This window comes from Dactylosporangium aurantiacum, assembly GCF_000716715.1.
Lineage (GTDB): Bacteria > Actinomycetota > Actinomycetes > Mycobacteriales > Micromonosporaceae > Dactylosporangium > Dactylosporangium aurantiacum.
On record NZ_JNYJ01000050.1, the window covers coordinates 1 to 14,323 of the forward strand.

Sequence of the window (14,323 nt, forward strand, 5' to 3'; positions counted from 1 at the left end):
GGAGCCTCCGCCCGCCCCCGCCGCCCGGCCCCGCAGGCGGGCGAGCCGCCCGCGCCACCTCCGCACCCGGCCGCCCAGCGGTTCGTCGGCATGTGCGTCGAGATCCTCAACGGCTACCGCCCGGCCGCCCACCTGCGCCAGGTCACCCACCCGAAGCACTGCGCCGCCGTCACCGACCAGCTGACCCGCCGCACCGTCCGGGTCCGCATGTCCCCGTCCCACGCCGCCCGCCAGGGCAGCCTCGTCCGCGTGCGCCGCATGCTCGTCAGCGAGCCCCTCCCCGGCGTCGCCGAGCTCGTCGCCGTCCTCGAGCAGGGCACCACCGCCTGGGCGATGGCCGTCCGCCTCGAACGCCAGACCCGCCCCGCCCCCGGCACGTCCACCTGGCTCTGCACCCTCGTCCAGGTGGTCTGAAGCACCGGTGCGCCCGCCGAGGGAGGGCGGCAGGCGCACCGGCCCACGGCACACACTCCCCGCACGAGGTCCGGTGCGCCCACCGATGGGAGGGCGGCGGGCGCACCGGACCTCACCCCCGCATCCGTGCGGACCGCCGTCCCGGCACGGGGCAGGACGGCGCCCCGCCACCGACCAGCCCTTCGTCCCGGGCTGGCCACCTGGCAGCGGGGACCATCCCGGCCAACCTCGCGGCGCCGGCGTGGTCCCCGCTGCTCAGCGGCTCGCCCTCCACGGACAAGGGCCAGCGAAACCCCCGGTGCGCCCGCTGGAGGGGCGGCGGGCGTACCGGGGTTCCAGCCGCGACCACTGCCCCAGCCAGCGACAATGCCGGCCCCACCGCCAAGCGACCACGTTGCCTGGACACCACCGCGCACCGGGCGAACCGGCCGGCGGACCACCGCGGCCAGCGCACACGGGCATCGACGGCCGGTCAGCCGGTGGGATCACCGCGCAATATGGGCGCACCGGCCACGGTCGACCGCTTCCGTCCACCCACAGACCGGCCATACGTCATACGGCCACCGTTCCAGGAGGTGCACTGCCCGCCACCGCCCGCGCGACCCACCGCCCGCGCGACCCACCGCTGACGCGGGCGACCGGCTGCGTGATCCACCGCCCAGTCGCCGCACTCACGGGACCACCACCCACGCCCGCCACCGCCACCGGCCCACGCGACCCGCTGGCCGCACAACAACCGCCCACGCAACCCGCTGGCCGCACAACAACCGCCCACGCAACCCGCTGGCCGCACAACAACCGCCCACGCAACCCGCTGGCCGCACAACACCCGCCCACGCGACCCGCTGGCCGCACAACACCCGCCCACGCAACCCGCTGGCCGCACAACGACCCGGCCGGGCACGGACCCGAACGCGGGACCGCTGCTAACGCCCACCGCGACACCGCATGCCGGACCGAATCGCCCCGCCGCCGCGCGCGGAACCGACCATCAGCGGACCAGCCCGCCACCCCGGGCCGAACCCGCAGGAGCCAACCGCTCCATGGAAGTCACTGCTCGCGCGGTCGGTAACACTCGCCGCCCCGCAGGAACGCCGGCGACGGGAGCCGGCGCCCACCGGACCCGGTGCCCAACGGACGCCACCACCACAGCGGCGCGGTCGCCGGGTGCGGCCCGCGGGCGGAACGGAACAGGCGTGGAGTGGTCTGCGGAGCACGGTGGCGCCGAGGCCCCGGAAACGGGAAGCGAACGGCCGGGTGGGAACGCGGCGACGCCCGCCCTCCGAGAAGCTCAGGGGAGGGCGGGCGTCGGCGGGAAGCGTCAGGCGCCGCCGGGGGCGCCGTGGCAGCGCTTGTACTTCTTGCCGGAGCCGCACGGGCAGGGGGCGTTGCGGGACGGGCCGTTGCTGGCGACCGCCTGGCCCGGGGAGGGCTTGCGGGCGCCGGCCGACGGGGCCGCGGGGCCCGAGCGGCGCACGCCCGTGCCCGGCGACGGCGGGTTGGCGCGGGTGCCGGTCCCGGTCCCGGTGCCGCCGCCGATGCCGAGGGCGGGGGCCTCGTCCTGCTGCTCGATGACGACACCCGCCTCGCCGTCGATCGTCGGGGCCGAGTACTGCAGGGCACGCGGCATGCGGTTGCCGCCGAGGCCCTTGGCGCGGATCTCGACCTGCGGCTCGGGCAGGGGGACGTTGGCGCCGGTCTCGGCGGCGGAGGCGACGTCCAGCTGCGGCGCGGGAGCCTCCTCGACCTGGACCTCCAGGTTGAACAGGAAGCCGACCGCCTCCTCCTTGATGCCTTCCTGCATCTGCTGGAACATGTCGAAGCCCTCGCGCTGGTACTCGACCACCGGGTCGCGTTGCGCGTAGGCCCGCAGCGTGATGCCTTCCTGCAGGTAGTCCATCTCGTAGAGGTGCTCGCGCCACTTGCGGTCGATGACGTTGAGCAGGACCTGGCGCTCCAGCTCGCGGACGGCCTCGGCGCCGAGCTCCTCCTCGCGGCGGTCGTACGCGGCGTGGGCGTCGTCGATGAGCTGGTTCTTGAGGAACTCGGGGTCCAGCGAGCCGCCGGCCTCCTCCTCGAGATCCTCGATGGTGACGCCGACCGGGTACAGCTGCTTGAGGTTGGTCCACAGCTGCTCGAGGTCCCAGTCCTCGGGGGCCTCGCCGAGGGAGGTGGCGGCCGTGACGTAGTCGCCGACCACGCCGTCGATCATGTTACGGACCTGCTCGCTGAGGTCCTCGCCGTCCAGGACGCGCTTGCGCTCGGCGTAGATGACCTTGCGCTGCTTGTTGAGGACCTCGTCGTACTTGAGGACGTTCTTGCGGATCTCGGCGTTCTGCGCCTCGATCTGGGTCTGGGCGCTCTTGATCTGGCGGGTGACCATCTTGGACTCGATGGGCACGTCCTCGGGGATGTTGAAGCGGTCCATGACCGCCTCGACCGCGCTGGCCCGGAAGCGGCGCATCAGCTCGTCCTGCAGCGACAGGTAGAACCGGGACTCGCCCGGGTCGCCCTGACGGCCGGAGCGGCCGCGCAGCTGGTTGTCGATGCGGCGGGACTCGTGCCGCTCGGTGCCCAGGACGTAGAGGCCGCCGGCGTCGGTGACCTCGTCGGACTCGTCCTCGACGAGCTTCTCCCAGCGGGTGAGGGCGTCCTCGAAGGCGGCCGCGTACTCCTCCGGGTCCTCCTCCTCCGACAGGCCACGCTGGCGCAGCTCGGCGGCGGCGAGGTACTCGGCGTTGCCGCCGAGGAGGATGTCGGTGCCACGGCCGGCCATGTTGGTGGCGACGGTGACGGCGCCCTTGCGGCCGGCCTGCGCGATGATCTCGGCCTCTTTGGCGTGGAACTTCGCGTTGAGGACCGCGTGGGCGACGCCGCGCTTGCGCAGCAGCTGCGACAGCAGCTCCGACTTCTCGACCGAGACGGTGCCGACGAGGATCGGCTGGCCGAGGGCGTGCCGCTCGACGATGTCGTCGACGACGGCGTTGTACTTGGCCTTCTCCGTCTTGTAGATGACGTCGGGGTGGTCGACGCGGACCATCGAGCGGTGCGTCGGGATGCTGATGACGCCGACGCCGTAGACCTTGTTGAACTCGGCGGCCTCGGTCTGGGCGGTGCCCGTCATGCCCGAGAGCTTCGAGTACAGGCGGAAGAAGTTCTGCAGGGTGATCGAGGCGAGGGTCTGGTTCTCCTGCTTGATCTCGACGCCCTCTTTGGCCTCGATGGCCTGGTGCATGCCCTCGTTGTAGCGCCGGCCGTGCAGGATGCGGCCGGTGAACTCGTCGACGATGAGGACCTCGCCGTCGTTGACGACGTAGTCCTTGTCGCGCTTGTACAGCTCCTTGGCCTTGATGGCGTTGTTCAGGTAACCGACGAGCGGGGTGTTGACCGACTCGTACAGGTTGTCGATGCCCAGCTGGTCCTCGACCTTGCCGACGCCGCGCTCGGTGACGGAGATCGTGCGCTTGGACTCGTCGACCTCGTAGTCGCCGTCGCCGTCCTTGCCGCGCTTGAGGCGGCCGACCACCCGGGCGAACTCCTGATACCACCGCGCCGACTGCTCGGCGGGGCCGGCGATGATCAGCGGGGTGCGGGCCTCGTCGATGAGGATCGAGTCGACCTCGTCGACGATCGCGAAGTTGTGGCCCCGCTGCACCAGCTCGTCGCGCGACCACGCCATGTTGTCGCGCAGGTAGTCGAAGCCGAACTCGTTGTTGGTGCCGTACGTGATGTCGCACTCGTACGCCGCCCGGTGCGCCGACGACGGCTGGTTGGGCAGCACGGTGCCGACCGTCAGGCCGAGGAACCGGTGCACGCGCCCCATCCACTCGGCGTCGCGCTGGGCGAGGTAGTCGTTGGTGGTCACGACGTGCACGCCCTTGCCCGAGAGCGCGTTGAGATAGGCGGGGAGCACGCAGGTGAGCGTCTTGCCCTCACCGGTCTTCATCTCGGCGATGTTGCCGTAGTGCAGGGCGGCACCGCCCATGACCTGCACGTCGTAGTGGCGCTGCCCGAGCACCCGGGAGGCGGCCTCGCGGGCGACCGCGAACGCCTCGGGCAGGATGTCGTCCAACGTCTGACCGTCGGCGAGCCGCTCCTTGAACTGGTTCGTCATGTCGGCCAGCTCTTCGTCGGACAGGTCGGCGTACTCCTCCTCCAGCGAGTTGACGGCCACGGCGACAGCCTTCAACCGCCGCAGCTGGCGTCCCTCGCCGGCGCGGAGGATCTTCTCGAAAATCGACACGGGTCAGCGCTCCCTCAAACGTCTGCGACCCATCGTAGGCGGCTTCCCGACCGAACTGACGCCCCCGCCCTGTCACTGTACGGACACGGAAGTACAAAATGGTATAAATCACCTCCAGGTAGCGAAGAAATATCCGTTGGCGGCGGGCACATTTGGGGCAGGATCGGCGGACATGGAGCCGATCGAACTCACCACCGGCGACGGGCTCGTCCTGCGCGCCTGGCAGGAGGACGACGCGGAGGACGTCTTCCGCGCCTGCCAGGATCCCCTGATCCAGCGCTGGACCATGGTCCCGGTGCCCTACCTGCGCGAACAGGCCGTCGCCTACGTGCGGGAGATGTCCCGGGCCGCGTGGGTCAGCGAAACGTCCGCCCCGCTCGGGGTGTTCGACGCCCGCACGGGTGAACTGCTCGCCTCCGCCGGCCTGGTCACCCTGGACCTGCGCAACAAGCACGCCGAGTTGGGCACCTGGGTGGCGCCGTGGGCCCGCGGGCGGCGGGTCGCGGAGCGGGCCGGGCGGGCCGTCGCGCACTGGGCGTTCGAGGTCCTCGGCCTCACCCGGCTGGTCTGGCGGGCCGAGGTGGGCAACCACGCCTCGAAGCTCAGCGCCGAGCGGATCGGCTTCACGTTCGACGGCGTCGTGCGCTCGCTGCTGCCGGCGAAGGAGGGCGGCTTCGTCGACGGCTGGCACGGGGTACTGCTGCCCGGCGAGGTCTGCGACACGCCTCCGCCGTGGGTGGCCCCGGGCGGCCCTGGCGCGCTGCGCGCCCACACGTTCGGCAACCCGCCGACCCGTCTGCCCGCCGGGCCGGGCACGCTGCGGATGGCGCGGGAGAGCGACCTGGACGACCTGGTCGAGACGTTCCGCGACCCGGAGACCGTCCAGTGGACGTCCGTCCCGCTGGACTACGGCCCGGAGCACGCCCTGGACTTCATCCATCACCGGTACGAGGCCGGCTGGCTGCGCGGCACCGGCGTCGGTTTCGTGCTCGCGGACCCCGACGACCGGTTCGCCGGCACCATCGACCTGCGGATCAACCCGACCGACCTGGTGACGGCCGAGCTGGGCTTCTCCTCCGCGCCGTGGATCCGGGGCAAGGGCTTCATGACCGAGGCCGCGCGGGCGCTCTGCGGCTTCGGGTTCGACCGGCTCGCCCTGGGCCGGATCGTCTGGCGGGCACATGTGGGCAACCACGGATCGAGAAGGGTGGCCGAGAAGGTGGGTTTCGTGGTCGAAGGGGTGCAGCGCGACAGCTGCGAGCAACGCGGCGTCCGGCTCGACGGCTGGGTGGCGACCCTGCTGAAGCGGGACCTGCGGTGAAGGTCGCGCTCAGGCCGTTCCGGGACGACGACGCCGACGCGGTCGCCGAGGCGTGCGGCGACCCGGTGATCGCCCACTACCTGCCGTTCCTGCCGCAGCCGTACACCCGCGACGACGCGCTGGAGTTCTTCCGGCGCAAGCCCGAGGACCTCGCGGTCGTCGACCCGGGGACCGACCGCGTGCTGGGCAGCGTCGGCTCGACCCCGCGCGGCGACGGCACCGCCGAGGTCGGCTACTGGGTGGCGCCGTGGGCCCGCCGCCAGGGGGTCGCCTCGGCCGCGCTCGACCAGTTCGCCGGGCGGCTCTTCGAGTCCGGTCTGCAGCGGCTGTACCTGGTGACCGCGCTGACCAACGGGGCGAGCCAGCGCGTCGCGGTCGCCGGCGGCTTCGTCCGGGAAGGCGTCGCGCGCGGCTCGACCAGGACCCGCGACGGCGGCTGGCAGGACATGGTCGTGTGGGCGCGGACCGCGGCCGACCCGCCGGGGCCGAGCGTGCGGGTGCTGCCGGACCTGCCCGGCGGCTCGCTCACCGACGGCGTCGTCACGCTGCGCCCGATCGTCGAGGAGGACGGGCCCGACACGTACCAGATGCGCAGCCTTCCGGACGTCAGCGGCCGCTCGGTCGTGGGCACCCCGATGGACCCGGCCGTCGTCGCCCGCCAGTGCGCCGAGTCGGTGTCGAAGTGGCTGGCCGGGCAGCGCGCCGAGATGACCGTCCGCGCCGCGGCCGACGACGGCTACCTCGGCGAGATCGCGCTGTTCTACGCGGAGCCGGCGCTGCGCGAGGCGATGATCGGCTACAGCCTCACCCCCGCCGCGCGCGGCAAGGGGTACGCGGCCCGCGCCGCCCGGCTCGTCACCGCCTGGGGGTTCGAGATCGGCATGGCGCGGATGATCGCCGGCACCGCGCCGGACAACATCGCGTCGCAGCGGGTGCTGGAGGCCGCCGGCTACCACCGGGAGGGCCTGCAGCGCGGGCGGCTACCCGGGCCGGACGGCACCAGGATCGACAACATTCAGTTCGCCAAGCTGCGCCCGGCGGCCACCTAGGCGTCATCGGGTGTTGCCGTGCGCCCGCGAGCATCGGGCGCATGCGTCGACGTGCAGTGATCTCGGGCATGGGAGTGGCCGCCGGGGCCGCGGTCCTCCCACAGGCCCTCGTCAGCCCGGCAGCCGCCCACACCGGCAAGCCGCCGAACCCGTCCCGGCCGCTGGTCATCGGCCACCGCGGGGCGAGCGGGCACCGGCCCGAGCACACCCTGGCCGCGTACCGCCTGGCGATCGCCATGGGCGCGGACTTCATCGAGCCGGACCTGGTGCCGACGAAGGACGGCCAGCTGGTCGCCCGGCACGAGAACGAGATCTCCGGCACCACCGACGTGGCGTCGAAGCCGCAGTTCGCGGGCCGTAGGACCACGAAGACCATCGACGGGGTCGCCGTCACCGGGTGGTTCACGGAGGACTTCACCCTCGCGGAGCTCAAGACGCTGCGTGCGGTCGAGCGGCTCCCCGCGGTGCGGGCGCACAACACCATCTACGACGGGTACTTCCAGATCCCGACCCTGCAGGAGGTCATCGACCTGGCGAAGTCCGCCGGGCGGGCCGCGGGCCGCCGCATCGGCGTGTACCCGGAGACGAAGCACCCCACCTACTTCGCGTCGATCGGGCTGGCCCTGGAGCCGCTGCTCGCCCGGGTGCTCAAGCGCAACGGCCTGGCCGGACGCGACGCGGCGGCCTTCCTGCAGTCCTTCGAGCCGACCAGCATCGAGAAGCTGCGCGGCCTGGTGGACACCCCGTCGGTGGTGCTGCTGGACGCGGTCGGCTCGCCGTTCGACTTCCGCAGCACCGGCGACCCGCGCACCTGGGCGGACCTCGCCAAGCCGGCCGGCCTGGACTGGCTCAAGACCTTCGCCGACGGCGTCGGCGCCACCAAGAACCTGGTCATCGCCCGGGACGCGGCCGGCAACCTGCTCCAGCCGACCCCGCTCATCGCCGACGCGCACGCGCGCGGCCTGCGGGTGCACGCATGGACCTTCCGCAACGAGAACCAGTTCCTGCCGCTGAACCTGCGCCGGGGCACCGACCCCAACGCGTGGGGCGACGTGATCACCGAGATCCGGACGTTCCTCGCGGCGGGGCTCGACGGCGTCTTCGCCGACTACCCGGACACGGCGGTGCTGGCCCGCGACCTGTAGGCGCCCCGTCAGTGGTTGCGGCGGGCCGGTCCAGCACCGGCCCGCCGCGACGGTTCACGCCGTCACCTGCGCTGGTCGCTCACGCGCCGAGGCTCATGACCCCGTAGTCGTACGCCTTGCGCCGGTACACGACGCTGGGCCGGCCCGACTCCTTGTCGTTGAACAGGTAGAAGTCGTGGCCCAGCAGCTCCATGTGGAACAGCGCGTCGTCCACGGTCATCGGCTCGCCCGGGTGCTCCTTCTCCCGCACGATGTGCCACGGCTGGTCGTCCTGCTCCTCGATCAGGTCGAACCCGTCCGCTTCGATCTGGTCCTCACGGCCACCCGCGGCGGCGACGCCGGCCCGCTCGGGCGGCGTGAACGCCAGCGACGCGGTCGCCGCGGCGACGGAGACGGGCGCGTGCCGTCCCCGGTGAACGCGCCGCCGGTCGGCGGCCCGGCTGAGTCTGCTGTCCAGCTTGGTGATCGCGGCGTCCAGCGCGCTGTAGAAGTCGGCGGCGCAGGCCTCCGCCCGGATCACCGGCCCCCGGGAGACACACGTGATCTCCACACGCTGGCAGTGATCGGATTGGCGCGGATTGCGCTCGTGAAACAACTCGACGTCGACGCGGATGAGCTTGTGGTCGTATCGCTCGACCTTCTGCAGCTTGTCTGCGACGTGCTGCCGGTAATGGTCGGGCACCTCGACGTTGCGGCCCTTGACGACGATGTCCACTCCTGGCCTCCCCCACGGGTCTAGCTAAAGAAACGGGTTTGGGTTCGGGTTTGTTGTCGGCACTAGATCGGCCCGAGCGCGCCTCCCCAGAGGCTGAGCCCACGCGGCACGCGACCGAAACGGATGGGGCAGCTTCCTCCCTTCCGAACCGGCGCTTCGCGGACGCCGGCTGAGGCTGATCGCACGGCTCTCGGTCAGCTCGTCTCTCGACGTTAAACCGAGGACAGCCACTAGTCACCCCTGGTTCACAAGAACTCTGTGTCCAACTCGTGAAACCCTCCTCGCGGATTACCCCGAGTGGCGCAAGAAGTCACGTTCCGCTCGTAACGCCACGAACGGCGCATGCTACGTGGCACGCTGCGTAGCGGCCAGCACGGCGACGCGGTCGACCCGGACCCCGGCGGCGGCGAGCCGGGCCGCTGACGCCGCGAGCGTCGACCCGGTGGTGATGATGTCGTCGACGAGCACGACCCGGCCCGTCGAGGCGCCGGCCGTGAGGCGCCGGCCGCGCACCGCGAACGCCGACCCGGCCGCCCGGGCCCGCTCGGCCGCCGACAGCTCGACCGAGTCCTCCCGCTTGGGCAGCGCCCGCAGCAGCCCCGCGACGCCGACGTCGACGCCCCGCCGCCGCAGCGCCACGGACGCCTCCCGCGCGATCCGGTCGATGTGGTCGCCGAACCGGCGCCGCGCCGCGGCCGAGGTGGCCGGCACCGGCACCAGCGTCACCACCCCACCGCCCCCGGCCGCCCCGAGCCCGGCGGCAGCCGAAGAACCGCGCGCCGCGCCGGACCGAACCACGCCGGGCGGCCCAGGCTCGGTGACGGCCGTGAGCACCACCCTCGCCAGGAGCCCGCCGAGCACCGGCGCCAGCTCGTGCCGGTTGCGTTCCTTGTACTGGATGAGCATCCGCCGTACCGATCCCGCGTACGCCGCCAGGGCGTACACCGGCGGCAACCCGGGCGGCTCGGGCACCGGCCGCGTCCGGCCCGGCCGGGCGGCCGCGAGCGCCTCCCGGCACGGCCCGCACAGTGCCTGCCGCGCGGGCTCGTCGCAGCCCGCGCAGGTGGCCGGCAGCACCAGGTCCAGCAGATCGGCGAGCACGACGCCGCTCAGTCCGCGTAGAAGGGCGATGTCGGCTTCCCGGTCGGCGGCGGGCTCGCCGATGGCGACACCGCCGGGCCGGCGTTGCTCAGCTTGATCTCGCTGGTGTTGTCGGCGAACACGGCCCGCGCCTGCTGGTTGGCCTCGAACAGGACCAGTACCTGCTGCAGCGACTCGGTCGGGTCGTTGGTCCGCGCCGACAGCTGGCTGATGATGTAGGTGCTGGTGTCGCTCGGTCTGCGCAGCGGCAGCGGGGTCTCGCCCGTGCCGTCGATGCTCGTCGAGATCAGCGAGTAGCTCGCGTTGGGCAGCAGGTTCCCTTCCGGGCTGGGCTTGCCGCCGATCGCGAGCGTGGTCTCGCTGAGCCACCCGATGGCCTGGTTGTCGCCGAGGGTGTTGGGCACCGGGCGCTGCTCGCCGAGCCGCAGCCGGCCGTTCTCGATCCGGACCGGGGCGATCATGGCTTTGCCGTTGACGATGAGCGCGATGCGCCGCCCGTCGGGCGCCACCGAGAACGCCGACACCGCGGTGAGGGTCGCGTCGCCGGCGCCGGACACGATGCCCGGCACGACGTCGGCCTTCGCCGCCTCGCCGGCCTTCGCCGGTGGCGTGACCGTCCACAGCCGGCTGCCGTCGGCGACCAGGAACCGCTGCGCCGGCCGGTTGATCCAGGCGGGCCGGCTCAGCGCGGCGCTCGGCGGGACGGTGCTGTCGACGTACTTCGGCTCGGCCGAGGAGTCCGCGCCGCTGACGACCAGCTGCTGCTTGCCGTTCAGCCGGCGGACCAGCGCCGCCCGCGTGTGCTCTCGGTTGATCGTGGCCGACACGACGCCGGTGTTGAACGGCCCGGGCAGGAACAGCTGCGGCGGGCCGCCGACCGGGATGTCGGACGGGCGGACCACCCCGTCGACGACGACGAACTTCTCCTGGTCGGGCTCGCCCGGCACGACGGCGGCGTTGTCGCTCTCGTAGCCGTCGGAGGCGTTCGTGGTGTCCTTGGCGTTCTCGTACGACAGCGTGACGGGCGGGTGCCGCTCCAGCGACCAGCGGATCTGGCTCGACAGCTTACGCAGGTCCTCCGGGCTCTTCGCCCGCGCCTTCGAACTGAGGTTCACCACCACGCTGCCGTCGGGTTGCAGCGTCGGCTTGTCCTTCGTCTCGACGTCCGACGGCAGCTTCTCCACCACCGGGGCCAGCCACGTGGACGGGCCGTCGACGAGCCACAGCATGACCTCGCTGACCCGCTTCGAGGCCGGCAGCACCCGCGGCATGTAGCGCAGGTCGGGCACCAGCTTCGGCGCGTCGACGCCCGACTCCCAGAAGTAGACGGGCTGTGGCTGATACCACTCGTTGAGCCCGCCGACGCTGAGCAGCATGGTGTCGGGCACTTTGGACAGCCGCATCTCGCCGCCGCTCTCCTCGCCCTCGAACACGAAGTTCGGCTCGAAGTTGTCGGGCAGCTGCGCCGACACGAGCTGCCCGTCGCGGTTGAGCTGGCCGATCGGGGTGAACTCGACCGCGAGGCTGCTCCGGTTGGTGCCCGGCACCCCCTCGAGGTTGTTGAACTTCGCCTGCACCACGATCAGGGGTGCCTGCGGCCCCGGCGACCACCGGTCCCGCGCCGCCTCCGTCATGAACGTCTTCATGCGGGCCTGGGTCTCCGAGACCGCGTCCGGCTGGTCGGGACTGGTGACGTTGCCGCCGACGGACGTCATCAGGTACCGCACGACGAGGTCCGACAGGTTGTTGACGCCCTGCGGGCTCGGCGGGTCCTGGGCGCGGTCCTGGGCCGGGTTCAGCGTCGCGGCGGGGCCGACGTACTTCGGATCGGTGCTGTCGGGCAGGCTGCAGCCACCGAGCAGCAAGGCAGTGACAGCCAACCCGGCGACCAACCGCCGGACCGTGCTCACGGCGTCTCCCCGATCAGTGCGGCCTCGTCGGCGCGGGCGTCGTCGGGCACCAGGCGCAGCGGCGAGGAGACCAGCCGGTCGCCGGAGCGCACCGGCAGGGTCAAGCGGAATTGGGCCCCCTTGCCGGGCGCGCCCCACGCCTCCAGCCAGCCGCCGTGCAGCCGGGCGTCCTCCAGGCTGATCGACAGGCCGAGCCCGGTGCCACCGGTCTGGCGGGCCCGGGACGGGTCCGCCCGCCAGAAGCGGTTGAACACGAGCTTCTCCTCGCCGGTCTTGAGGCCGACCCCGTGGTCGCGCACAGTCACCGCCGCCGCGGCCTCGTCGATGGCCAGGGTCACCACCACGGGCTTGCCCTCGCCGTGCTCGATGGCGTTGCCGAGCAGGTTGCGCAGCACCCGCTCGACCCGCCGCGGGTCGACCTCGGCGATCGCGCCGTCCTCGGGGGCGTCCACGCGCAACGGTACGCCGCAGCGCTCGGCGAGCGACTCCAGCCGCTCGGCCACCCGCCGCACGATCGGCACGAGGTCGGTCGGCTCGGCGTCCAGCGCGGCGAACCCGGCGTCGAACCGGCTGATCTCCAGCAGGTCGGTGAGCAGGTCCTCGAACCGGTCCAGCTCCGCCTGCAGCAGCTCCGCGCTGCGCGCGGCGGCGGGGTCGAAGTCGTCGCGGGAGGCGAACAGCAGGTCGGCGGCCATCCGCACGGTGGTCAGCGGGGTGCGCAGCTCGTGCGACACGTCGGAGGTGAAGCGCCGCTGCAGGCGCGACATCTCCTCCAGCCGGACGATCTGGCGCTGCAGGTTGGCCGCCATCTGGTTGAACGCGGCCGCCAGCCGGGCCAGGTCGTCCTCGCCCTTGACCTGCATGCGCTGGTCGAGCAGGCCGGCGGAGAGCCGCTGCGCGGTGCGGGCGGCGACCCGGACCGGTTTGACCACGAGCCGGGTCATCGTGGCCGCGATCAGCGCCAGCAGCGCCACGAGCGCGATGCCGGTGACCGTCACGACCAGCGCGACGAACTCGACCAGCTCGTTCTCGGCCTTCAACGGCAGCAGGTAGTACAGCTCCAAGGGCTCGCCACCGGTGACGATCGGGGTGCCCATCACCAGGTAACGGGTCGGCCCTTGGCCGACGTCGAGCGTCTCGATCTGCTGGTAGGTGCCGGGCCGGTCGCCGACGACCGACTCGCGCAGCTTGCGCATCGGGGCCTGCCGCATCACCGCGGCCGCGCTGGTGTCGGGCGAGGCTTCCGCCAGCGAGTTGCGCCGCAGGATGATCACCTCGGAGTCGGGCACGTCCATCGACCTGGACAGGTCCGTCGCGACGACCCGCACCTGGCCGGGCAGGCCGGGGTCGTCGGCCTGGGTGTAGCCCTCCAGCTTCTTGGCGGCCTCCCGGGCGCCGCGCAGGATCCGCTCCTTCGACGTGTCGACCTGGGTGCGCAGCACGCCCTGGCTGATCAGCGACGCGACCGTGTAGCCGAACGCCGACACCAGGATCGCCGAGAGCAGCAGCGTGATGCCCACGACCCGGAACTGCAGCGACCGCCGCCACTGCCGCCGCGCCGCGGCGTAGTAGCGCCGCAGCCGGCGGCTGGCCGCGAGCGGGACCAGCCGCCGCGGCCGGAGGCGGCGGACACGGCGGACCTGCACGATGATCGGGTCGATGCGCAACACGGTGGGGCCCTATCCCTGGATCAGCCGGTGCCGGCCTTGTAGCCCACGCCGCGGACGGTCAGGATGATCTCCGGCTTCTCCGGGTCGGGCTCGATCTTGGCGCGCAGCCGCTGGACGTGCACGTTGACCAGGCGGGTGTCGGCGGCGTGCCGGTAGCCCCAGACCTGCTCGAGCAGCACCTCGCGAGTGAAGACCTGGCGCGGCTTGCGGGCCAGGGCCACCAGCAGGTCGAACTCGAGCGGGGTCAGCTTGACCTCCTCGCCGTCGCGCATGACGGTGTGCGCCGGCACGTCGATGGTGATCTGGTTGCCGGGCGGACCGATCGTCAGCAGCTCGGGGGCGACGTCCTCGCCGCGGCGCAGCCGGGCCCGCATGCGGGCGACCAGCTCCTTGGGCTTGAACGGCTTCATCACGTAGTCGTCGGCGCCGGACTCCAGGCCGAGCACCACGTCGACCGTGTCGCTCTTGGCGGTGAGCATGACGATCGGCACGCCGGACTCGGCGCGGATGGACCGGCACACGTCGATGCCGGACATGCCGGGCAGCATCAGGTCGAGCAGGACGATGTCGGGCCGGCTGTCCCGGAACGCGCCGAGCGCACGCTCGCCGTCCGCGACGAACGAGGGGAGGAAGCCTTCGCTGCGCAGGACGATGCCGAGCATCTCGGCAAGGGCGGGGTCGTCGTCGACCACCAGGACACGGGCTCTCATGCGGTCCAATATTTCACCTCGACGCCCGAAGGTGGGAACCCGATG

The 14,323-nt window shown here is 72.3% G+C and carries 9 protein-coding genes and 2 pseudogenes; 4 read left to right on the plus strand and 7 right to left on the minus strand.

Annotated elements, in window-relative coordinates:
- The coding region (locus OP18_RS40990) for an Rv3235 family protein (RefSeq protein ID WP_052388094.1) at positions 1 to 414 on the plus strand (414 nt) is incomplete at its 5' end.
- 1,321 nt (positions 415 to 1,735) lie between these two features.
- On the opposite strand, the gene secA is transcribed toward OP18_RS40990, so the two are convergent.
- Positions 1,736 to 4,657: a preprotein translocase subunit SecA gene (gene secA, locus OP18_RS40995; protein ID WP_033364608.1), complete on the minus strand. Its 2,922-nt coding sequence runs from the start codon at positions 4,655 to 4,657 to the stop codon at positions 1,736 to 1,738.
- 172 nt (positions 4,658 to 4,829) lie between these two features.
- On the opposite strand from secA, the gene OP18_RS41000 reads away from it, so the two are divergent.
- The 3 genes from OP18_RS41000 to OP18_RS41010 are packed head-to-tail and all read left to right on the plus strand — an operon-like array spanning position 4,830 to position 8,172.
- Positions 4,830 to 5,978, plus strand: a complete 1,149-nt coding sequence (locus OP18_RS41000) for a GNAT family N-acetyltransferase (RefSeq protein WP_033364609.1) — start codon at positions 4,830 to 4,832, stop codon at positions 5,976 to 5,978.
- Positions 5,975 to 7,027, plus strand: coding sequence for a GNAT family N-acetyltransferase (locus OP18_RS41005; RefSeq protein ID WP_052388095.1), 1,053 nt, complete (start codon positions 5,975 to 5,977; stop codon positions 7,025 to 7,027). The genes OP18_RS41000 and OP18_RS41005 overlap by 4 nt, the downstream gene beginning before the upstream one ends.
- A 41-nt stretch (positions 7,028 to 7,068) precedes the next feature.
- Positions 7,069 to 8,172, plus strand: a complete 1,104-nt coding sequence (locus OP18_RS41010) for a glycerophosphodiester phosphodiesterase (protein ID WP_033364610.1) — start codon at positions 7,069 to 7,071, stop codon at positions 8,170 to 8,172.
- Positions 8,173 to 8,251: 79 nt separating this feature from the next.
- On the opposite strand, the pseudogene OP18_RS62735 reads toward OP18_RS41010, so the two are convergent.
- From OP18_RS62735 to mtrA, 6 genes and pseudogenes are all read right to left on the minus strand, one after another.
- Positions 8,252 to 8,452: pseudogene (locus OP18_RS62735) on the minus strand (sigma 54 modulation/S30EA ribosomal C-terminal domain-containing protein); the annotation flags it as partial.
- Positions 8,453 to 8,532: 80 nt separating this feature from the next.
- Positions 8,533 to 8,887 (minus strand): annotated as a pseudogene (gene hpf, locus OP18_RS62740) (ribosome hibernation-promoting factor, HPF/YfiA family); the annotation flags it as partial.
- A 345-nt stretch (positions 8,888 to 9,232) separates the two neighbouring features.
- Complete coding sequence (locus OP18_RS41020; RefSeq protein WP_245635702.1) at positions 9,233 to 9,988, minus strand: ComF family protein; 756 nt, start codon at positions 9,986 to 9,988, stop codon at positions 9,233 to 9,235.
- A gap of 8 nt (positions 9,989 to 9,996) precedes the next feature.
- Positions 9,997 to 11,898: an LpqB family beta-propeller domain-containing protein gene (locus tag OP18_RS41025; RefSeq protein WP_156090143.1), complete on the minus strand. Its 1,902-nt coding sequence runs from the start codon at positions 11,896 to 11,898 to the stop codon at positions 9,997 to 9,999.
- Positions 11,895 to 13,505, minus strand: a complete 1,611-nt coding sequence (gene mtrB, locus OP18_RS41030; RefSeq protein WP_052388105.1) for an MtrAB system histidine kinase MtrB — start codon at positions 13,503 to 13,505, stop codon at positions 11,895 to 11,897. The genes OP18_RS41025 and mtrB overlap by 4 nt, the downstream gene beginning before the upstream one ends.
- 83 nt (positions 13,506 to 13,588) lie before the next feature.
- Positions 13,589 to 14,278: an MtrAB system response regulator MtrA gene (gene mtrA, locus OP18_RS41035; RefSeq protein ID WP_033364613.1), complete on the minus strand. Its 690-nt coding sequence runs from the start codon at positions 14,276 to 14,278 to the stop codon at positions 13,589 to 13,591.
- Between the last annotated feature and the right edge of the window lie 45 nt (positions 14,279 to 14,323).

Bases quoted from the DNA above. Each gene is read 5' to 3' on its own strand.
- mtrA (WP_033364613.1), bottom strand. From the start codon at position 14,278: ATGAGAGCCCGTGTCCTGGTGGTCGACGACGACCCCGCCCTTGCCGAG.
- OP18_RS41010 (WP_033364610.1), top strand. From the start codon at position 7,069: ATGCGTCGACGTGCAGTGATCTCGGGCATGGGAGTGGCCGCCGGGGCC.
- OP18_RS41000 (WP_033364609.1), top strand. From the start codon at position 4,830: ATGGAGCCGATCGAACTCACCACCGGCGACGGGCTCGTCCTGCGCGCC.